We start from the raw sequence: 19,152 nt of genomic DNA on the forward strand, positions 1-19,152 counted from the left end.
GCTTTTCGCTCCCTTGAGCGGCCTTGCGGATCACAATCGGCTCAAATGGGAAGAGCGGTTACAGAAGATCGTTTGGTCCGGGGGGTGGGGATGAGCGCGGGGCCCGCGGTCGGACCACTCCTGGCGCTCGTCCTCGGCGCGCTCGCGGTGTTCGCGGCGGCGCTCGCGCGGCTCGGCCGGATCGGTCTCGGCCGGGACATGGTGGTCGTCGCCGTGCGCGCGACCGTGCAGCTCGCCGCGGTGTCCGCGCTCATCGCCGCGGTGCTGCGCGACGCCGGCTACACCGCCGCGTTCATCGCGGGCATGGTCGTCATCGCCGTGGTGACGGCGGGCCGCCGCATCACCGGGTCGCTGCGCGCCGGCGCGTGGACGACCGCGCTGCCGATCGTCGCGGGCGTCGGGCCCGTCCTCGCGCTGCTGCTCGCGTCGCGGCTCGTCCCGTTCCGCACCGTGTCGGTGCTGCCGATCGCCGGCATCTTCATCGGCGGCGCCATGTCGGCGACGGGCCTCACCGGGCGGCGCGCGCTCGACGAGCTCGCGACGCGGCGCGGCGAGTACGAGGGCGGGCTCGCGCTCGGCCTCATGCCGCGGGACGCGGCGATGGAGGTGTGCCGCCCCGCCGCCGCGCTCGCGCTGTTCCCCGTCCTCGACCAGACCCGGACGGTCGGGCTCGTCACGCTGCCCGGCGCGTTCGTCGGCGTGCTGCTCGGCGGCGCCGACCCCGTCCAGGCGGGCGCGACGCAGCTGCTGGTGCTCATCGGCCTGCTCGCCATCGAGGTCGTCGCGGTGCTCATCACGCTCGAGCTCGTGGCGGCGGGCGTCCTCACCCGGGCGGGCGCGGAGCGTCCGGACGGGCGTAGTCGGCGGAGATGGCGTCTGCGGCCGCGCGCAGGCCGGTGAGGTCGCCCCCGCCGGGGACGGTCACCGCCGCCACCACGCGGCCCGTCGCGTCGCGGACCGGCGCGGCGGCGTAGCGGCCGGGCGCGCCGGCGCGCTCCAGGTCGTCGAGCAGCGCGGGCGGGCCGGTGACGAGGCGGGCGGCGCCCCCGGTCGCCTCGTTGAGCGCCGCGAGGTGCGGCGCCGCGGCGGCGCGGACGTCGGCGCCGGTACCGGGCCGGCCGAGGGTGTCGGCGAGCGCGGCGAGGCGCGCGCCGAGGTGGAAGCGGTGGTGCTCGTCGCGGCGCACGAACCGCTCGGCCTCCAGCGTGCGCAGCAGCCGCAGGACGGTCGTCTTGTGGACGCCGAGCTTGCCGGCCAGCTCGTCCAGGTTGTGCGGGCCGTCGCCGAGCTCGATCAGGATGCTCAGCCCGCGCCCGAGGCTCTGGCTCATCGGGTTCCCTCCTCCCGGCGGCCGATGCCGGAGCGCAGCGTACCCGCGGCCCCGGACCGCCGGAGCCGCCGCCGGGGCGGGGGTCGGCCCGCGCGGCGCGGGGAAGGATCATTGCGGGCGGAGGCGACAGGGGAGGGCATGCCGGTGACGGGGATCGATGCGAAGGCTCTGGACGCGCTGGACGGGGAGCCGCTCGACTGGCGGTTCAAGGCGATCCCGGCGTCCGCGCAGGGGACGACGGTCGCGCAGGCGCGGGACGCGCGGCTGCCGCTGGACGACTTCGGCACGCCCCTGCTGACCCTCGACGCCGGCGCGCTCGACCACAACGTCCGGTTGATGGCGGACTGGGTGAGCGCCGCCGGTATGGAACTGGCACCGCACGGTAAGACGACGATGGCTCCGGAGCTATGGCGCCGGCAGCTCGACGCCGGCGCCTGGGGCATCACGCTCGCGACGTTCCCGCAGTTGCGCGTCGCGCGCGCGTTCGGCGTCCGCCGCCTGCTGCTCGCGGGCGCGCCGCTCGACCCCGCCGGCCTCGCCTGGCTCGCGGGCGAGCTGGACGGCGACCCCGAGTTCGCGTTCGTCTGCTGGGCCGACTCGGTGCGGTCCGTCGAGCTGATGGACGAGGCGCTGCGCGCCGCGCGGGCGCAGCGGCGGATCGACGTGTGCGTCGAGCTCGGCGGCCCCAACGGACGGACCGGCGTCCGCGACGACGGCGACGCGCGGGCCGTCGCCGACGCGATCCGCGCGGCGCCCTCGCTGCGGCTCGCCGGGATCGGCGGCTACGAGGGCGCCCTCGCGCACGACGCGTCCGAGGAGAGCCTCGCCGCCGTCGACGCCTACCTGCGGCGGCTCGCGAACCTGCACGGGCGGCTTCCGTACGAGACGGAGGAGCCGGTCGTCACGGCGGGCGGCAGCGCGTTCTTCGACCAGGTGGCCGAGGTCCTCGGCGGCCTCGACGCGCAGGTGGTGCTGCGGTCCGGCGCGTACATCGTCCACGACGACGGCTTCTACCAGGACATCACGCCGTTCGGCCGGGGCGCCGGCGCGGGCGGCGAGCGGCTGCGCCCGGCCATGCACGCGTGGGGGCGGGTCGTGTCCGCGCCGGAGCCCGCGCTCGCGCTGCTGGACGTGGGGCGCCGCGACGTCCCGTTCGACGCGGGCCTGCCGCGGCCGCAGCTCGTCCGCGGGAAGGGCTCCGCCCCGGTCGAGGGCGCGCGCGTCACCGCGCTGAACGACCAGCACGCCTACCTGCGGGACGCGTCCGTCGAGCCCGGCGACATCGTCCGGCTGGGCCTGTCGCACCCCTGCACCGCGCTCGACAAGTGGACGCTCATCCCGGTCGTCGACGACGCGGACGCCGACCACCCCGCCGTGACCGACTACATCCGCACCTACTTCTGACCGCGCCGCTTCTGGCCGGGCCTGCTTCTGGCCGGGCCTGCTTCTGGCCGGGCTTCAGCGGTCGAGGAGGGAGGCGACGTGCTTGAGGATCGGCGTGCAGAGGGACGGGAGGGTCGCGTGCTCGCCCAGCGCGACCCGTCCGGTGACCAGCGACGCGATGCCGCCGATGAGCATCCGGCAGGCGAACTCCGGGTCGGGCAGCGCGCGGAACCGCTCGTCCTCGGCCAGCAGGCCGTCCACGACCTCGGTGAAGCGGCGCTGCACCCGGTACCGCAGCGCGGCGGCGGCGGGCCCCGCCGCGTAGACCTCCAGCAGGAACGTGCGGGCCGCCGCCGCGTCCGCCGCCAGCTCGCGCAGGTAGGCGCGCAGCGCGCGCTCTAGGCGGCCCATCACCGGCTCGTCGCGCGCGCTCAGCGCCTCGTTCACGACACCGAGGATGCGGTCGGCGGCGTGCTCGTACGCCGACATGAAGCACTCCTGCTTGTCGGCGAAGTGCTCGTAGAACGTCTCGCGCGACACGTGCGCGCGTTTCAGCACGTCCGCGACCGTCGTGCGCGCGTAACCCTGCTCGCCGACCGCCGCCGTCATGCCCTCCAGCAGCCGGGCCCGCTGGGACGCCCTGACCTGCTCGCGGCTCAGATGGTGCCGCCCGCGCGGCAGCGACCCGCCCCCCGCGCCGCCGCAGTCCGATCCCGCGCCGCCCGATCCCGCGCCGCCGCCCGACCCCGATCCCGCGCCGCCCGATCCCGCGCCGCCGCCCGACCCCGATCCCGCGCCGCCCGATCCCGCGCCGCCCGACCTCGCGCCCGCACCGCCCGACCTCACGCCGCAAACGCTAGCCGTTCGCCCGGTTTCCGCCCAGTAGATAAAGTTTTCACGAACAATCGTGTTCGCGGGGATGTTACGGTTTTCCCTGCACATCGGGGGCCGGACGTCTCCGCCGGCGCGTACGGCGGGACGGCCGAGCGATCAGGGCCCGGCGCAGCCGGTGCGCGGTGATGTCGCTACGTCCAGGCAGTGCGCCACGGGGGCCGATCTGCACTGGACGACGCGTGCCGCCGCCGCACCACGAAGGCTGACCCCGTCGCCGGGCCGATCGCCCGCCCCGCAACGGGCCATGCGCCCCGCAACGGGCCGCCCGTCCTACACCGGGCCGCGCCCTCAGCACCGGGCGCCCTGCAACGGGCCGTGCGCGCGCGGGGTTGACCCGCCATGACTCCCACAGACGACGGCGCCCGGCCCCCGCGCGGGATGCTCGCGGTGCTGATGCTCGGCCAGTTCCTGGTGAACGTCGACACCGCGATCGTGAACGTGGCGGCCCCGTCCGTCCAGGACGACCTGCACCCGTCCGGCGGCGCGCTGGAGCTGGTCGTGTCCGGGTACACGCTGACCTACGCGGTGCTGCTGGTCACCGGCGCGCGGCTCGGCCAGGCGCGCGGCCACCGGCGGATGTTCCTGCTCGGCCTCGCCGCGTTCACCGCCGCGTCGCTGGCCTGCGGCCTCGCGCCCGTCACCGGGGCGCTGGCGGCGGCGCGGCTCGTCCAAGGGGCGGCGGGCGCGCTGATGGTGCCGCAGGTGCTGTCGGGCATCCAGATTCACTTCACCGGTAAGGCGCGGGCGCGCGCGCAGGGGATGCTGGTGATGGCGCTGTCGGGCGGTGCCGTCGCGGGGCAGGTCCTAGGAGGAGTGATGGTGTCCGCCGACCTGTTCGGGCTCGGCTGGCGGCCCGTCTTCCTGGTGAACGTGCCGGCGGGGATCGCGCTGCTCGCCGCGGGCGCCCGCGTCCTGCCTCGCGACGCGGGGCACGGCGCCGGCCGCCTCGACCTCGGCGGCGTCGCGCTGCTGTCGGCGGGCGTGCCGCTGGCGATCGTCCCGCTGATCTTCGGGCGGGAGGCCGGCTGGCCCGCCTGGACGTGGATCTGCCTGGCCGCGAGCGTCCCCGTGCTGGCGCTGTTCGTCCGGCGGCAGCGGAACGTCGCGGCGCGCGGCGGGACACCGCTGGTCAACCTGGGCGTGCTCGCCCGGCCCGTCGTCGCGTGGTCGCTCGGGTCGATCGCGCTCGCGACGTCCACCTACTTCGGGATGCTGTTCACCCTCGCGCTCTACCTGCAGCAGGGCCTCGGGAAGAGCGCGACGTTCTCCGGCCTGGTCCTCGTGTCATGGGTCGCCGCCTTCGGTGTCGCGGGGCCGCTGCTGCCGCGCCTTCCGGCCCGCGTCTCCGCGCACGCCCCCATCGCCGGATACCTGATCCTCGCCGCCGCGTACCTGGCCACCGGCCTGTCCCACGCGGACGGCGCGCTCCTCGCCGTGCTGCTCGGCTTCGGCGGCCTCGGGCTCGGCCTCGGCTTCGCGTCCCAGCTCGGGCGCGCCACCGCGGACGTCCCGGCTCGGCTCGCCCCCGACCTCAGCGGCGTCCTCAACACCAACTCGCAGCTGTCGGCCGTCGCGGGCGTCGCCGTCTTCGGCACCCTCTACCTCGGCCTCGGCGGCCCGCCCCGGCACGCGTTCACCGTCGTGACGGCCGCGTTCGCGGGCACCGCGCTCGCCGCGTGCGCCGCCGGGCTCGCCGGATGGCTCGCCGCCCGCCGCGAACAGGCCCCGCCCGGCGGTCAGGGCAGCAGCCCGGCGCGGCGCGCCGACGTCACCGCCTCCAGCCGGGTGTGAGCGTCGAGCTTGCGCATCGCCGACCGCAGGTAGCTCTTCACCGTCTCCGGCAGCAGCCCGAGACGCGCCGCGGCCTCCGCGTTGGTGCAGCCGATCGCCACGTACGACAGCACGTCCACCTCGCGCGGCGACAGCACCGGGCGCGGCGCCGCCGCCGGCTCCGCCGCGTCCGGGTCCAGCCCGGCGGCGGCGAGCCGCAGCGTCATCGCGCGGAGCCGGTCGCGGGTCGGCGCGTCCGCCACCTGCTCGGCGAGCGCCCGCAGCTCGGCGTGCACCGCGCGGACCTCCTCCCACCGCGCCGCCGCGTCCGGCGTCCCCGGCGGGCGCCACGCCAGCGCCTCGTCGGCCCGGTCCCGGACGGCGAGGTCCTGCTCCAGGTCGCGGGCCGCCTGCACCGCCGCGCCGACGATCCGGTCCGCGAGCGACAGCGGCTCGCGCAGCGCCCCGTACAGCACGGCGCGGACGCGCCGCCGCACCACCACCGGCACCGCCACGATCGACAGCAGCCCCTCGCGGCCGACCGGCTTGTCGTAGTCGTGGCTGATCGACGCCGCGCACGGGTAGTTGCTCACCCACATCGGCCGGCCCGTCGCCATCGACTTGCCGCCGAGCCCGTTGCCGTGCCGGACGACGAGGCCGTTCAGCGAGTCGGTGGTGTTGCCGACCAGCTCGGTGATGCGCATCCGGTCCCGGCCGCTGAGCGCGCCGCCGAACACCATGGGCAGGCCCGTCGTGCGGTGCAGCGTCAGCACCGCCGACCGGACCGCCCCGGCGTCGTCGCCCATGCCGACCAGCATGCCCGCGTGCGGCCGATCACGGAAGGTCACGCGTCCGGAAACTCAGGCGTGCTGCGCGGCGGCCGCGTCGCCGAGCCCGAGGATGTCCACGGCCTCGGCCCGCATCTGCACCTTGCGGATCTTCCCGGTGACGGTCATCGGGAACTCGTCCACGACGTGCACGTACCGCGGGATCTTGAAGTGCGCCAGCTTGCCGTGGCAGAACTCCCGGAGCGCCTCGGCGGTGAGCTCCGGCGCGCCCTCGCGCAGCCGCACCCACGCCATCAGCTCCTCGCCGTACTTCTCGTCCGGGACGCCGATGACCTGCGCGTCCACGATGTCGGGATGGGTGTAGAGGAACTCCTCGATCTCGCGCGGGTACACGTTCTCGCCGCCGCGGATCACCATGTCCTTGATCCGGCCGGTGATGTTGACGTAGCCCTCGTCGTCCATGACGGCGAGGTCGCCGGTGTGCATCCAGCGGGCCGCGTCGATCGCCTCGGCCGTCTTGTCCGGCTCCTCCCAGTACCCGAGCATCACCGAGTAGCCGCGCGTGCAGAACTCGCCGGGCGTGCCGCGCGGGACGGTGACGCCCGTCTCCGGGTCCACCACCTTGATCTCCAGGTGCGGCATGACCGTCCCGACCGTGGACACGCGGCGGTCGAGCGAATCGCCCGCGCGGGTCTGCGTCGACACCGGCGACGTCTCCGTCATGCCGTAGCAGATCGCGACCTCCGCCATCCCGAGCCGGTCGATGACCTGCTTCATCACCTCCACCGGGCACGGCGACCCCGCCATGATCCCGGTGCGCAGGCTCGACAGGTCCAGGGTGTCGGCGGACGGCTCGTTCAGCACCGCGATGAACATCGTCGGCACCCCGTACAGCGACGTGCAGCGCTCCGCCGCCACCGCGTCCAGCGTCGCCTTCGGGTCGAACGCGGGCGCCGGGATGACGATGCACGCGCCGTGGCTGGTCGCCGCGAGGTTCCCCATCACCATGCCGAAGCAGTGGTAGAACGGCACCGGCACGCAGACCCGGTCCTCCTCGTCGTAGCCGCACAGCTCCCCGACGAAGAACCCGTTGTTGAGGATGTTGTGGTGCGACAGCGTCGCGCCCTTCGGGAACCCGGTCGTCCCCGACGTGTACTGGATGTTGATCGGGTCGTCCGCGCCGAGGCCCTCGCCGATGCCGTGCAGCAGGTGCCGGTCGCCGGCCCGTCCCGCCGCCACCAGCGCGTCCCACGCGTCCGTGCCGATGAGGACCACGTCGGCCAGCGCGGCGCAGCGCGGCCGCACCTCCTCGATCATCGCCGCGTAGTCGGACGTCTTGAACGACGGCGCCGCCACGAGCGTGCGGATCCCCGCCTGGTTCAGCACGAACTCCAGCTCGTGCACCCGGTACGCCGGGTTGATGTTCACCAGGATCGCGCCGAGCTTCGCCGTCGCGTACTGGACGAGCATCCACTCCGCGCAGTTCGGCGCCCAGATCCCGACCCGGTCGCCCTTCGTCACGCCGAGGTCGCGCAGGCCGAGCGCGACCGCGTCGACGTCGGCGGCGAACTGGTCGTAGGTCCAGCGGCGGCCCGTCGCCATGTCCACGAGGGCCTCGCGGTCGGCGAACGCGGCCACCGTCCGGTCCAGGTTCGCGCCGATCGTGTCGCCGAGCAGCGGCGTCGCCGAGACGCCCGACGCGTAGGACAGCGTCATCGCAGGTCCTCCTCACGGAACTCGCCGGGCGGCCGGTCGTCCGCGCCCGGATGCTTGCCGATCTCCGCCGTCCGCAGCTCCACCCGGCGGATCTTCCCGGAGATCGTCTTCGGCAGCTCGCCGAACTCCAGCAGCCGCAGCCGCTTGTACGGGGACAGCTGCGCCCGGCTGTGCTCGAAGATCGCCTTCGCGGTCGCCGCGGTCGGCTCCCAGCCCGCCGCGAGCGTCACGTACGCCTTCGGCACCGCGAGCCGCACCGGGTCCGGCGACGGCACCACCGCCGCCTCCGCCACCGCCGCGTGCTCGATCAGCACGCTCTCCAGCTCGAACGGGGAGATCTTGTAGTCGGACGCCTTGAACACATCGTCCGCGCGCCCGACATAGGTGATGTATCCGTCCTCGTCGCGGGAGCCGATGTCGCCGGTGTGGTAGAAGCCGCCCGCCATCGCCTCCTCGGTGCGCGCCTCGTCGCCGTGGTAGCCGGTCATCAGCCCGAGCGGCCGGTCCTCCAGGTCCAGGCAGATCTCGCCCTCTTCGCCCGGCTCCCCGGACACCGGGTCGATCAGCGCGACCTTGTAGCCCGGCACGGGGCGCCCCATCGAGCCCGGCTTGACGGTCTGGCCGGGCGTGTTCGCGATCTGGACGGTCGTCTCCGTCTGCCCGAACCCGTCCCGGATCGTCCGGCCCCACGCGTCCTTCACCCGCTGGATGACCTCGGGATTCAGCGGCTCGCCCGCCGCGACCACCTCGCGCGGCGGCGTCGGCAGCCGGCCGAGATCGGACTGGATCAGCATCCGCCACACCGTCGGCGGCGCGCAGAAGCTCGTCACGCCGCACCGCTCCATCGCGTCCAGCAGCTTGTCGGCGTCGAACCGCGTGTAGTTGAAGATGAACACGCACGCCTCGGCGTTCCACGGCGCGAAGATGTTGCTCCACGCGTGCTTCGCCCACCCCGGCGACGAGATGTTCAGGTGGACGTCCCCAGGCCGCAGCCCCAGCCAGTACATCGTCGACAGGTGCCCCGCCGGGTACGACGCGTGCGTGTGCTCGACCAGCTTCGGCTGCGCCGTCGTCCCGGACGTGAAGTACAGCAGCAGCGTGTCCGACGACATCGTCATCCCGTACTGGGAGAACACGTCGCTTCCCTCGTACGCGTCGGCGTACCGCAGCCACCCGTCCACCGGGTCGCCGACCGCGATCCGGGTGAACTCCCCGTCCAGACCCGCGAACTTGCCCGTGTCGGACGAGCCCGTCACCACATGGCGGGCCCGTCCCCGCGTCAGCCGGTCCTGCAGGTCCGCCGGGCCGAGCAGCGGCGTGCACGGGATCAGCACCGCGCCGAGCTTCATCGCCGCGAGGACCGTCTCCCACAGCTCGACCTGGTTCCCGAGCATCAGCACGATCCGGTCGCCGCGCCGCACCCCCGCCCCGCGCAGCAGGTTCGCGACCTGGTTCGACCGCCGCGCCATCTCCGCGAACGAGTACCGCTCCTCCGCGCCGTCCTCCTGGACGATCCACAGCGCCGGCGCGTCGTTCCCCTCGGCGATCCTGTCGAACCAGTCGAGCGCCCAGTTGAACCCGGTCAGCACCGGCCAGCGGAACTTCTCGTACGCGGTCGCGTAGTCGTCGCGATGCGCGAGCAGGAAGTCGCGCGCCGCGCGGAACTCGACTGCGGGCATTGGTCTCTCCTCGTAGCCGCACGGACACCTGGTCAGGGGCATGGTCGAACATCCGGAGTGACCCACGCCACCCCCGAACGGGGGTAGTCCTACCCCTCCGCGACGAAGGCGGACCGCAGCAGCAGCACCCTGTGCTCACCGGCCTGCTCGGCGCCGGCGGGCACGCGGACGCCGTCCGCGATCATCGGCCGGTGCGGTCGCCGTAGGGTCGTCGTCCATGACCGCCTCCCACCTGGACGAGACCCGCGCCGGCTACGACTCCGTCGCGGACCTGTACGCCGACCTGTTCAGCACCGCCTACCTCGACATGCCGTTCGACCTCGGCATGATCAACGCGTTCGGGCGGCTCGCCCGGGACGCCGGGCCGGTCGCCGACCTCGGCTGCGGCCCCGGGCACCTCACCGCCCACCTGCGCTCGCTCGGCTGCGACGCGTTCGGCGCCGACGTGTCCGCGGAGATGATCCGGATCGCCCGCGCGGCGCACCCGGGCGTCCGGTTCGACCACGCTCCGATGACCGAGGTGGACGTCCGCGACGGTGAACTCGGCGGCGTCCTCGCCTGGTACTCGATCATCCACGCGCCGGTGGAGGACGTCCCGGGGCTGCTCGCCGCGTTCCACCGGATGCTGGCGCCCGGCGGCCACCTGCTGCTCGGCTTCTTCGTCTCCGACAGCGGCGAGCCCGTCCCGTTCGACCATAAGGTGGCGCCGGCGACCCGCTGGCCCATCGACGCCCTCGCCGACCTGACGACCGAGGCCGGCTTCACCGAGGTCGCACGGCAGCGCCGCGAGCCCACCGAAGGCGAGCGCCACCGCCAGGGCCACCTCCTCGTCCGCAAGTCAGCCGAGGACGGCGATCGGGACGGCGCGCAGGCGTGACGGGCCGCTGATCACGGTGAAGCCGGCGATGCGGCCGTCCTCCACCGCGACCTGAAGGACGGCCGCCAGGCGGCCACGCGGGGCGACGATGACGCCGACCCGCCCGTCCACCAGGGCAAGGCGGGCGTTCCGGGCGCGGACGGGGTTGGCGAGGGTCTCCCCGGCGATGCGGCGGGCGCCCCGGACCTCCGCCGCCCCCTCGGCGCGCCGGAACGCGTCCGGCGCGAGCACCGCGAGCAGCGCGTCCATGTCGCCCGACCGGGACGCGGCGAGGAACGCCGACACCGCCTCCCGCTGCCGCGCGAGATCGGCGGCGGGCACCGACGGCGACCCGTGCACGCGCTGCCGGGCCCGGCTCGCCAGCTTCTTCGTCGTCTCCGGGGTCCGCTCGACGATCCCGGCGATCTCCGCGAACGGCACCGCGAACAGGTCGTGCAGCACGAACGCGACGCGTTCCGCAGGGCCGAGACGGTCGAGGACGACGAGCATCGCCAGCCCGACCGAGTCGGCGAGGACCGCCTCCTCCTCGGGATCGCGGCCGCCCGCCCGCTCCAGTGCGGCGAGGCCGTCGAGGCCCGCGGGGTCCTCGTCGCGGCGCCGCCGCGCGCGCAGCATGTCGAGGCAGATCCGCCCGGCGATCGTGGTCAGCCAGCCGGGCAGGTTCGCGACGTCCCCGGCGCCCGCGCGGGACGCCCGCAGCCACGTCTCCTGGACGGCGTCGTCGGCCTCGTCCAGCGAGCCGAGCATCCGGTACGCGACCGCCCGCAGGTGGCCGCGGCACTCGTCGAACCGCTCGGCCAACACCTGCTCGTCCATCGGTCCCCTTTCGGTGGTGCGGGTCGTCATAGGTGTGGGAACAAGGACGACACGAGAGCGAAGGAGACGCGCTCCGCCATGCTATCGGCCCACGACCAGGTCACCTCGCTGCTGCACCTGGACTCCAGCCACTCCGGCGATTCCATCACCCGGCACCTGTCCGCGCGGTTCGCGGACGCGTGGCGGGAACGGCACGGGACGTCCGGGCACCGGTACCGCGATCTCGTCGCCGATCCGGTGCCGCCGATCTCGGCGGCCTATTGCGCGCTCGGGCGCCGCGTCGAGAGGAACGGCTACGTCCCGCCCGCGAAAGTTGACGCGCTCATCGAGGACGCCGCCGAGGAACGGGAATGGGCGCTGACCCGGCCGCTGATCGAGCAGGTCCTCGACGCGGGGACCGTGCTGATCGGCGCCCCGATGTACAACTTCTCGGTCCCCGCGTCGCTCAAGGCGTGGATCGACCGGATCACCTTTCCCGGCGCGTACACCGACCCGGACAGCGGCCGGAGCCTCCTGCACGGGACGCGTGTCGTCGTCGTGACGGCGCGCGGCGGCGCGTACGGCCCCGGCACGCCACGGGAGGGATTCGACTTCCAGGAGCCGTACCTGCGCGCCTATTTCGGCAATCTCGGTATCGCCGACGACGGCGTGACCTTCGTCAATGCGGAAATGACCCTGGCCGACCTCGTCCCGCACCTGGCGCGTTTCCGGGAAATGGCGGCACAATCGCTGGCCGAAGCGCAGGAGGCAGTAATCGCCCTAGCCTCCCGCTAAAAGGGGGTGCGGTGGATCCGGAGATCGTCGTCGTGCTGAGCGGCCTCACCGGCGCCCGGAAAGCGGGTGCCGTTCTCGGGCTGACTCTCGGTCCGCTCGTGGTGGCGTCCTTGGGCGCGGGCCTCCTCGTCGAGGCCGGCCGGATGGGAAGCGATTCCACGGCGGGTCTCGCCGGCGCGGCCGGCATCGTCGCGCTGATCGTGGCCATCGGCCTCGTCTCGGCGCTCTTCGGCGTACGCCACTGGTTCGCCCATCCACGGGTGTGGCTGGACGGGACGGTGCTGCACGCTCATCTGGAGTACGGGGCGCAAAGCTGCGATCTCTCGACCGTGCGGCATGTCGTGGTGGAGGACGTGCCGCACCCGCCGGCCGCACGCTGGAACCCGCCGGCCCGCAGCGCCGGGACCGTAACGGCCCCGCGGGTCGCGCGCCTCGAGGTCCAGGGGGACGAGGGGCTCATCGACGTCGTGCTGTTCGATGACCGGCGGCGGGCGCCGGTGCCGGAGGAGGCGTTGAAGGCGCTGGCGGGTGCGATCCTCGCTGGGCCGGGGCGCGGTGGCCCCGCCGCTGAGGCGGCGCGGCGGCTGCGCGAGATGGCGGAGGCGTAGCGGCTATTTGGTGGGGGTGTAGGGCGGGGCTTCGCCCCAGCTCCAGTGGGGCATGGGGGCTTCGAGGGGCGGGGTCGCGCCCGGCTGGGAGTTCGCCAGCGCGATGCGGGTGCCCCACTCGATGTAGGACGCGAACGCGGCGCGGAACTCGGGGTCGGCGGGCAGGCCGACCTCGTCGGCGGCGTCCATGAGCAGGCTCACCCAGCGGCGGCGCTGCGCCTCGGTGATCGCCTTGCCGAGGTGCTGCCGGACCATGTGGTGGTAGCCGCCGCGTTCCCGGCTGTAGCGCTCGGGGCCGCGGAACACCTCGCCCAGCCAGGTCGCGACCCATTTCGGGTGGTCGGGGGCCATGTGCTCGAAGAGGGGGCGGAGCAGGTCGTCCTTGAGGACGGTGGTGTAGAAGACCTCGGTGAGGCGCTGCAGGGCGTCGGCGCCGCCGGCCCAGTCGTACATGGTGGGGACGGACGAGCCCTTGCCGTGGACGGGCGTCGCCTCGTAGTGCCGCATCTCCTCGATCTGCTGGACGTACGGCTTGATCTCGGCGAAGAAGGCGGGGAAGTGCTCGCCGGAGCGGAAGCCCCGGGAGTGGTCGTCGGCGGACGTCCAGCGGATCCGCAGGATGTAGCACTCGGGTTCGTCGACGCAGCGGGACAACTCGTAGTCGACGCACTGCGGGGCGGCGGCGAGCGGGACGGCGGCGCGGGCGTAGGCGGCCTCGAACTCCTCCGCCCTCGCCCGGTCGATCCGGTAGCGGATGTACTCGACGATCATCGGGGCCCCCATGAATGATCCTCCGGTCGGGTAATCACTGTAACAACGTAATCACCCGACCGGAAGACTTCATGATCATTCGTTCGGGGACGCTCCCGAGGTGCGCCGGTACCAGGCGAACCCGCCGCCCGCGAGCGCGACGACGGCGGCGGCCAGGCCGATCCACAGCCAGCCGGACGAGCCGCCGGAGCCGTTGCCGGACGCCTTCGCGGCGGGCGCGGACGCGGCGGGCGCGCCCCCGGCGGCCCCGGTCGACCCGGTGACGGTGAACGTGTACGTGCCGCTGATCGGATGGCCGTCCGGCGACACGACGCGCCAGCCGACCGTGTACACCCCGTTCGGCAGCGTGCCCTTCACCGCCTCGGTGACCTTGTTGTCCACCGCCTGGGCCTTGCCCGCCTCGTGCCGCCCGCCCTTCGCGTCCGTCAGCACGACCTGCGGCAGCTGCACCGGGTCGGCGTAGGTCAGGACGATCTGGGTGGGCGGCGCGATCGTCGCGTTCGCGGCCGGGTTCGCGCCGGTCAGCGACGTGTGCGCGGACGCGGGCGGCGCGGCCAGCGCGAGCGCGAGCGCGGCGAAGGCCGCGCCGGCGCCGGCGGCGGTGCGCCGGACGGCCCGGCTCACGCCCGGCTCCGCGCGCGGGACAGGCCGTAGCCGCCGACCGCGATGCCGATCACGCCGACGCCGATGCCGACGCCGCCGAGGACGCGCGCGGTGCCGTCGTCCGAGCTCGCCTCGGTCTTCGCGGCGGCCGGCTTCGACTGCGCGGTGAGCCCGGCGGTGGCGGCGTCGCCGGTGCCCTTGGGCGTCAGCTTCAGCGTGGGCGCCGGGTGCTCGGGCTCGTTCGAGCCGTCGCCCGGGTCCTGCTCCCACTTGACGACCTGGCCGTCGGAGTAGGTCTGGTCGGCCTTGAACATCATCGTGTCGGTGTCGGTCGGCAGCGGGCCGAGCGAGACGTCGAACTCCTGGAACTGGCCGGGCTCGATCTTGCCGCCGGACCAGGTGATCTGCGTGACGGCCTTGGTCAGCTCGCCGCCCTCGGTCTTGATCGGCTTCGGCAGCGTGGACTCGACGACCTTCGCCGTCCAGCCGGGGACGGGACGCACCGACACCGACGCCACCGGGTGGTCGGCCGGGAGGTTCACGACGAGCTTGGTGGTGTCGGCGTGGTCCTCCTCGTTCGGCACCCGGAACGAGACCTTGGCGTAGGAGCCCTGCTCGGCGGTCTTCGGGTTGACGGTGACGTGCGCGGACGCGGCGGTGGCGAAGGCGATCAGACCGAGGCCGGTCAGCGAGGCGAGCGTGCCGAGCCGGCGGGCATGCGTGCGGGAAGGCAAGACGGAACTCCGTTCGAGTCGTACGGGAATGGCCGGGCGCCGGGGGTCCGGCGGCCGGTGACGTACGGCGCTCGCCTCAGAGGCGGGCGAGCGCCCTCGAACGCGGCGGGGGTCCCCGCCGGACGACCTGGTGCCGGAGCGCGCGTCCCGTGGCGAGCGCGCCGGCCGCCACCGGCACCACGGGGGTACGCACCGGGCGCTCCGCCGGTTCGATCAGCAGCAGCGCGAGCAGCAGCCGGATCGGCCGGTCGGCGGCGGACGCGAGGCGCCGGGCGAGGGACCACGCGGCCCGCTCGCCGCGCCGCAGCCACCAGGCGGCGGCGATGGCGGCGGCGACGTGCGCGAGGGTCATGGAGGTGCCGGAGCCGTGCATCGCGGGCGCCGCGGCGGCGTGTCCCGCATGGGCGGTGGTGTCGCAGTCGCGCATGCCCTCGGTCGCGCTCGCGAACAGGGTGTGCAGCGCGAACTGGCCGCCGAGCAGCCCGCCCATGATCGTCGGGAGGGAGCGCTCGTGGCCGGCGAGGGCGAGGGTGACGGCGAGGACCGCGCCGAATCCGGCGAGCACCGCCCAGCCCGGCACGGGGTCGTGCGAGGCGAGGTCGTGGCCGAGGGTCGCCAGCGTGACGCACACGGTCGCGAAGACGACCGCGCGCGCGGTGCGGAAGACCGGCTGCCTGGGACGCGGGGACATGACGGGGACATCGTCCCACCTCCGTCCGGGCGGCCGCATCCGACCCCCGGGATCCGATCCCGACGCGCCCTACATGTTGGGGTTGCGCAATGAGGATCAACAAGATGTAGGGTTCAATCCCGTGCTGGTTCGCCCCCGCCGCTCGCGGCGGGGGCGTCGCAAGAGGGAACCCGGTGCGAGTCCGGGACTGCCCCGCAGCGGTGAGCGGGAACGACCGCCGTCACAGGCACTGAACCGGGCGACCGGATCGGGAAGCGACGGCCAGTAGGTCGTGCCTCCGGACGGAGGCGCGGCGCCCGCGAGTCCGAAGACCTGCCATGCACGCCGTACGTCCGAGGCTTCGCGGGTGAGCCGGGGGACGGTGCGCGGCAGCATGCCGTCGCTCCCGTTCGCATGCCCTCGCGAGGCCGGCTCACGAGGGAGAGAACGTGACAGTCACCATGCAGGCGCCGGCGGCGCCGGGGATCGCCGCCGACGTCGCGGCGGCCTGTGCCGGCATCGAGGGGACCGCGCCGGAACGGGTGCTCGGCGCGGTCCGCGCGGGGGACGGCGCGAGCGCCGCGGACCTGCGGGACCTCGCGATCGGGGAGGCCGCCGCGCTGGTCGCGGCGGAGCCGGGGTACTCGCGGGTCGCCGCGCGGCTGCTCGCGGGCCGGATCCGCGACGAGACCGCCGAGGCGGGCGTCCGGAGCTTCGCGGAGTCCGTCGCCGCCGCGCACGCCGAGGGACTCCTCGCGGACGGCCCCGCCGCGTTCGTCGCCGCGAACGCCGCCGCCCTGGACGCCTTGATCGATGAGGAGGCGGACGACCGGTTCGGCTACTTCGGCCTCCGCACCCTCTACGACCGCTACCTGCTGCGGCATCCGCGGACCCGGCTCGTGTTGGAGCGCCCGCAGCACTTCTTCCTGCGGGTGGCCGTCGGTCTGTCCGAGAGCGTGGAGGAGGCCGCCGAGCTGTACGGGCTGCTCAGCACGCTGTCGTACCTGCCCAGCTCGCCGACGCTGTTCAACTCGGCGGCGCGCCGCCCGCAGCTGTCGTCGTGCTTCCTGCTGGACTCGCCGCGCGACGAGCTGGAGGCGATCTACGAGCGGTACGGGCAGGTCGCGCGGCTCAGCAAGTACGCGGGCGGGATCGGGATCTCCTGGACGCGGGTCCGCTCGCGCGGGTCGCTGATCCGCGGCACGAACGGGCACTCCAACGGGATCGTCCCGTGGCTGCGCACGCTGGACGCTTCCGTCGCCGCCGTCAACCAGGGCGGCCGCCGCAAGGGCGCCGCGTGCGTGTACCTGGAGCCGTGGCACGCCGACGTCGAGGAGTTCCTCGAGCTGCGCGACAACACCGGCGAGGACGCGCGCCGCACCCACAACCTGAACCTGGCGAACTGGGTCCCGGACGAGTTCATGCGCCGCGTCGAGGCGGACGGGACGTGGTCGCTGTTCGACCCGAAGGAGGTCCCGGAGCTCACCGACCTCTGGGGCGACGCTTTCGACAAGGCGTACCGGGCGGCCGAAAAGGAGGGCCGGTACGTCCGGCAGGTCCCGGCCCGCAAGCTCTACGGGCGGATGATGCGCACGCTCGCGGAGACGGGCAACGGGTGGATGACCTTCAAGGACGCCGCGAACCGGGCCTGCAACCAGACCGCCGAGCCGGGCCGGACCGTCCACCTGTCGAACCTGTGCACCGAGATCCTGGAGGTCACGGGCGACAACGAGGCGGCGGTGTGCAACCTCGGGTCGGTGAACCTGGCGGCGCACGTGGCGCCGTCCGGGATCGACTGGGACCGGCTCCGCGCGACCGTCCGCACCGCCGTCCGGTTCCTGGACCGCACCATCGACCGCGGCTTCTACCCGACGCCCGAGGCGGAAACGGCCAACCGGAAATGGCGTCCCGTCGGGCTCGGCGTCATGGGTCTCGCGGACGTGTTCTTCACGTTGCGGCTCCCGTTCGACTCCGCCGAGGCCCGCGAGCTGTCCACCCGGATCGCCGAGGAGATCGCGCTCGCCGCGTACGGCGCGTCCGCCGACCTCGCCGAGGCGCACGGCCCGCTCCCCGCCTACGCCGAGACCCGCACCGCGCGCGGGCAGCTGCACCTCGACCACTTCCCGGACGCCGCGCCCACCCGTCCCGCCGAATGGGACGCGCTCCGCGCCCGCATCGCCGACGTCGGGCTGCGCAACTCGCTGCTGATCGCGATCGCGCCGACCGCCACGATCGCGTCCATCGCGGGCTGCTACGAGTGCATCGAGCCGCAGGTGTCCAACCTGTTCAAGCGCGAGACGCTGTCCGGCGAGTTCCTGCAGATCAACGGGTACCTCGTCGAGGACCTCAAGTCGCTCGGGCTGTGGAACGACGCCGTCCGCGAGGCGATCAAGCGGGCGAACGGCTCGATCCAGGGCCTGGTCGACCTGCCCGAGGAGATGCGCGAGCTGTACCGGACGGCCTGGGAGCTGCCGCAGAAGGCGCTCATCGACCTCGCCGCCGCCCGCACCCCGTACATCGACCAGTCGCACTCCCTGAACCTGTTCATGGAGACCCCGACGATCGGGAAGCTGTCCTCGATGTACGCCTACGCGTGGCGCAAGGGCCTCAAGACCACCTACTACCTGCGCTCCCGTCCTGCCACGCGGATCGCGCAGACGACCGTCGCCGCGACGGTCTGCTCCCTGGAGAACCCCGAGACCTGCGAGGCGTGCCAGTAATGCCGCTGCTCGACCCCGGCATGGACCTGACCCTGCGGCCCATGCGCTACCCCGACTTCTACGAGCGCTACCGCGCCGCGATCCGCAACACCTGGACGGTCGAGGAGGTGGACCTCGCCTCCGACCTCGCGGACCTCGCCCGCCTCACGCCGGCGGAGCTGCACCTGGTGAACCGGCTCGTCGCGTTCTTCGCCACCGGCGACTCGATCGTGGCGAACAACCTCGTCCTCAACCTGTACAAGCACGTCAACGCGCCGGAGGCCCGACTGTACCTGTCGCGGCAGCTGTTCGAGGAGGCCGTGCACGTCCAGTTCTACCTGACGCTCCTCGACACCTATCTGCCCGACCAGGACGAGCGGGCGCGGGCGTTCGCGGCGATCGAGCACATCCCGTCCATCCGCGCGAAGGCGGAGTTCTGCTTCCGCTGGATCGACTCGCTCGGGTCGCTGGACGAGCTGCGCACCGCCGCCGACCGGCGCGCGTTCCTGCTCAACCTGATCTGCTTCGCCGCGTGCATCGAGGGCCTGTTCTTCTACGGCGCGTTCGCCTATGTCTACTGGCTGCGGTCCCGGGGCCTGCTGAACGGCCTCGCGTCCGGAACCAACTGGGTTTTCCGGGACGAGTCGATGCACATGGAGTTCGCGTTCTCCGTCGTCGACACCGTCCGGGCGGAGGAGCCGGAGCTGTTCGACGCGGAGCTGACCGCGCAGGTCACCACGATGCTGGAGGAGGCCGTCGAGGCGGAACTCGCGTTCGCCCGCGACCTGTGCGGCGACGGCCTGCCCGGGATGAGCGCCGGCGACATGCGCGCCTACCTGGAGTACGTCGCCGACCAGCGGCTCGCCCGGCTCGGCCTGCCCGTCCGGTACGGGACGGCGAACCCGTTCGCGTTCATGGAGCTGCAGGACGTCCAGGAGCTGTCGAACTTCTTCGAGCGCCGCGTCTCGGCGTACCAGATCGGGGTCGAGGGCGAGGTGGCGTTCGACGAGGCGTTCTGACGAACTTTCCGGCGGGGGCGC

Annotated in this window: 18 protein-coding genes and 1 riboswitch; of the genes, 8 read left to right on the forward strand and 10 right to left on the reverse strand. The window is 73.6% G+C overall.

Annotated elements, in window-relative coordinates; translation table 11 throughout:
- Positions 1-90: 90 nt before the first annotated feature.
- The gene (locus AB0C78_RS07180; protein ID WP_360742984.1) at positions 91-900 is read left to right on the forward strand and encodes an ABC transporter permease; all 810 of its coding nucleotides are present in this window, start codon (positions 91-93) and stop codon (positions 898-900) included.
- On the opposite strand, the gene AB0C78_RS07185 is transcribed toward AB0C78_RS07180, so the two are convergent.
- The gene (locus tag AB0C78_RS07185; RefSeq protein ID WP_360742987.1) at positions 824-1,330 is read right to left on the reverse strand and encodes a helix-turn-helix domain-containing protein; all 507 of its coding nucleotides are present in this window, start codon (positions 1,328-1,330) and stop codon (positions 824-826) included. The two genes, AB0C78_RS07180 and AB0C78_RS07185, sit on opposite strands and share 77 nt — an antisense overlap.
- A gap of 144 nt (positions 1,331-1,474) precedes the next feature.
- Between AB0C78_RS07185 and AB0C78_RS07190 the strand changes: the two genes are divergently transcribed.
- On the forward strand, positions 1,475-2,734 hold the full coding sequence (locus tag AB0C78_RS07190; protein WP_360742990.1) for an alanine racemase: 1,260 nt from the start codon (positions 1,475-1,477) through the stop codon (positions 2,732-2,734).
- A gap of 54 nt (positions 2,735-2,788) precedes the next feature.
- Here the strand turns inward: AB0C78_RS07190 and AB0C78_RS07195 are convergent, their stop codons facing one another.
- Positions 2,789-3,559: a TetR/AcrR family transcriptional regulator gene (locus AB0C78_RS07195; RefSeq protein ID WP_360742992.1), complete on the reverse strand. Its 771-nt coding sequence runs from the start codon at positions 3,557-3,559 to the stop codon at positions 2,789-2,791.
- A gap of 387 nt (positions 3,560-3,946) precedes the next feature.
- On the opposite strand from AB0C78_RS07195, the gene AB0C78_RS07200 reads away from it, so the two are divergent.
- Complete coding sequence (locus AB0C78_RS07200; RefSeq protein ID WP_360742995.1) at positions 3,947-5,398, forward strand: MFS transporter; 1,452 nt, start codon at positions 3,947-3,949, stop codon at positions 5,396-5,398.
- Here AB0C78_RS07200 and AB0C78_RS07205 read toward each other — a convergent pair.
- The 3 genes from AB0C78_RS07205 to AB0C78_RS07215 are packed head-to-tail and all read right to left on the reverse strand — an operon-like array spanning position 5,344 to position 9,560.
- Complete coding sequence (locus tag AB0C78_RS07205; RefSeq protein ID WP_360742998.1) at positions 5,344-6,225, reverse strand: helix-turn-helix transcriptional regulator; 882 nt, start codon at positions 6,223-6,225, stop codon at positions 5,344-5,346. The genes AB0C78_RS07200 and AB0C78_RS07205 overlap by 55 nt on opposite strands.
- Positions 6,226-6,237: 12 nt before the next feature.
- The gene (locus tag AB0C78_RS07210; RefSeq protein WP_360743001.1) at positions 6,238-7,881 is read right to left on the reverse strand and encodes an AMP-binding protein; all 1,644 of its coding nucleotides are present in this window, start codon (positions 7,879-7,881) and stop codon (positions 6,238-6,240) included.
- Positions 7,878-9,560: an AMP-binding protein gene (locus tag AB0C78_RS07215; protein ID WP_360743004.1), complete on the reverse strand. Its 1,683-nt coding sequence runs from the start codon at positions 9,558-9,560 to the stop codon at positions 7,878-7,880. The genes AB0C78_RS07210 and AB0C78_RS07215 overlap by 4 nt, the downstream gene beginning before the upstream one ends.
- A gap of 217 nt (positions 9,561-9,777) precedes the next feature.
- On the opposite strand from AB0C78_RS07215, the gene AB0C78_RS07220 reads away from it, so the two are divergent.
- Positions 9,778-10,437 carry a class I SAM-dependent methyltransferase gene (locus AB0C78_RS07220; RefSeq protein ID WP_360743007.1) on the forward strand — a complete coding sequence of 220 codons (660 nt, stop codon included), beginning with the start codon at positions 9,778-9,780 and terminating at the stop codon, positions 10,435-10,437.
- On the opposite strand, the gene AB0C78_RS07225 is transcribed toward AB0C78_RS07220, so the two are convergent.
- Positions 10,399-11,253 (reverse strand): sigma-70 family RNA polymerase sigma factor, encoded by an 855-nt coding sequence (locus AB0C78_RS07225; protein WP_360743010.1) that lies wholly within the window; start codon positions 11,251-11,253, stop codon positions 10,399-10,401. The genes AB0C78_RS07220 and AB0C78_RS07225 overlap by 39 nt on opposite strands.
- A 78-nt stretch (positions 11,254-11,331) precedes the next feature.
- Here AB0C78_RS07225 and AB0C78_RS07230 point away from each other — a divergent pair, with 78 nt between their 5' ends.
- A complete protein-coding gene (locus AB0C78_RS07230) occupies positions 11,332-12,027 on the forward strand; it encodes an NAD(P)H-dependent oxidoreductase (protein WP_360743013.1) in 696 nt (231 codons plus the stop codon).
- Positions 12,028-12,038: 11 nt separating this feature from the next.
- Positions 12,039-12,635 (forward strand): hypothetical protein, encoded by a 597-nt coding sequence (locus AB0C78_RS07235; protein ID WP_360743016.1) that lies wholly within the window; start codon positions 12,039-12,041, stop codon positions 12,633-12,635.
- A 3-nt stretch (positions 12,636-12,638) separates the two neighbouring features.
- On the opposite strand, the gene AB0C78_RS07240 is transcribed toward AB0C78_RS07235, so the two are convergent.
- The 4 genes from AB0C78_RS07240 to AB0C78_RS07255 form a co-directional block, all read right to left on the reverse strand.
- A complete protein-coding gene (locus AB0C78_RS07240; RefSeq protein WP_360743019.1) occupies positions 12,639-13,418 on the reverse strand; it encodes an antibiotic biosynthesis monooxygenase in 780 nt (259 codons plus the stop codon).
- Positions 13,419-13,481: 63 nt separating this feature from the next.
- Positions 13,482-14,030: a copper resistance CopC family protein gene (locus AB0C78_RS07245; RefSeq protein ID WP_360743022.1), complete on the reverse strand. Its 549-nt coding sequence runs from the start codon at positions 14,028-14,030 to the stop codon at positions 13,482-13,484.
- On the reverse strand, positions 14,027-14,743 hold the full coding sequence (locus AB0C78_RS07250) for a YcnI family protein (protein ID WP_360743025.1): 717 nt from the start codon (positions 14,741-14,743) through the stop codon (positions 14,027-14,029). The genes AB0C78_RS07245 and AB0C78_RS07250 overlap by 4 nt, the downstream gene beginning before the upstream one ends.
- Before the next feature lie 76 nt (positions 14,744-14,819).
- Positions 14,820-15,434: a hypothetical protein gene (locus AB0C78_RS07255; RefSeq protein WP_360743028.1), complete on the reverse strand. Its 615-nt coding sequence runs from the start codon at positions 15,432-15,434 to the stop codon at positions 14,820-14,822.
- 108 nt (positions 15,435-15,542) lie between these two features.
- Positions 15,543-15,769: riboswitch (cobalamin riboswitch) on the forward strand.
- Positions 15,770-15,862: 93 nt separating this feature from the next.
- On the opposite strand from AB0C78_RS07255, the gene AB0C78_RS07260 reads away from it, so the two are divergent.
- Together AB0C78_RS07260 and AB0C78_RS07265 are read left to right on the forward strand one after the other, a co-directional pair.
- A complete protein-coding gene (locus AB0C78_RS07260; protein WP_360743031.1) occupies positions 15,863-18,133 on the forward strand; it encodes a ribonucleoside-diphosphate reductase subunit alpha in 2,271 nt (756 codons plus the stop codon).
- Positions 18,133-19,131 (forward strand): ribonucleotide-diphosphate reductase subunit beta, encoded by a 999-nt coding sequence (locus AB0C78_RS07265; RefSeq protein WP_360743034.1) that lies wholly within the window; start codon positions 18,133-18,135, stop codon positions 19,129-19,131. The genes AB0C78_RS07260 and AB0C78_RS07265 overlap by 1 nt, the downstream gene beginning before the upstream one ends.
- The last annotated feature ends 21 nt before the right edge of the window (positions 19,132-19,152 follow it).

The sequence above is a fragment of the Actinomadura sp. NPDC048394 genome, assembly GCF_040651755.1.
Classification (GTDB): domain Bacteria; phylum Actinomycetota; class Actinomycetes; order Streptosporangiales; family Streptosporangiaceae; genus Spirillospora; species Spirillospora montaniterrae.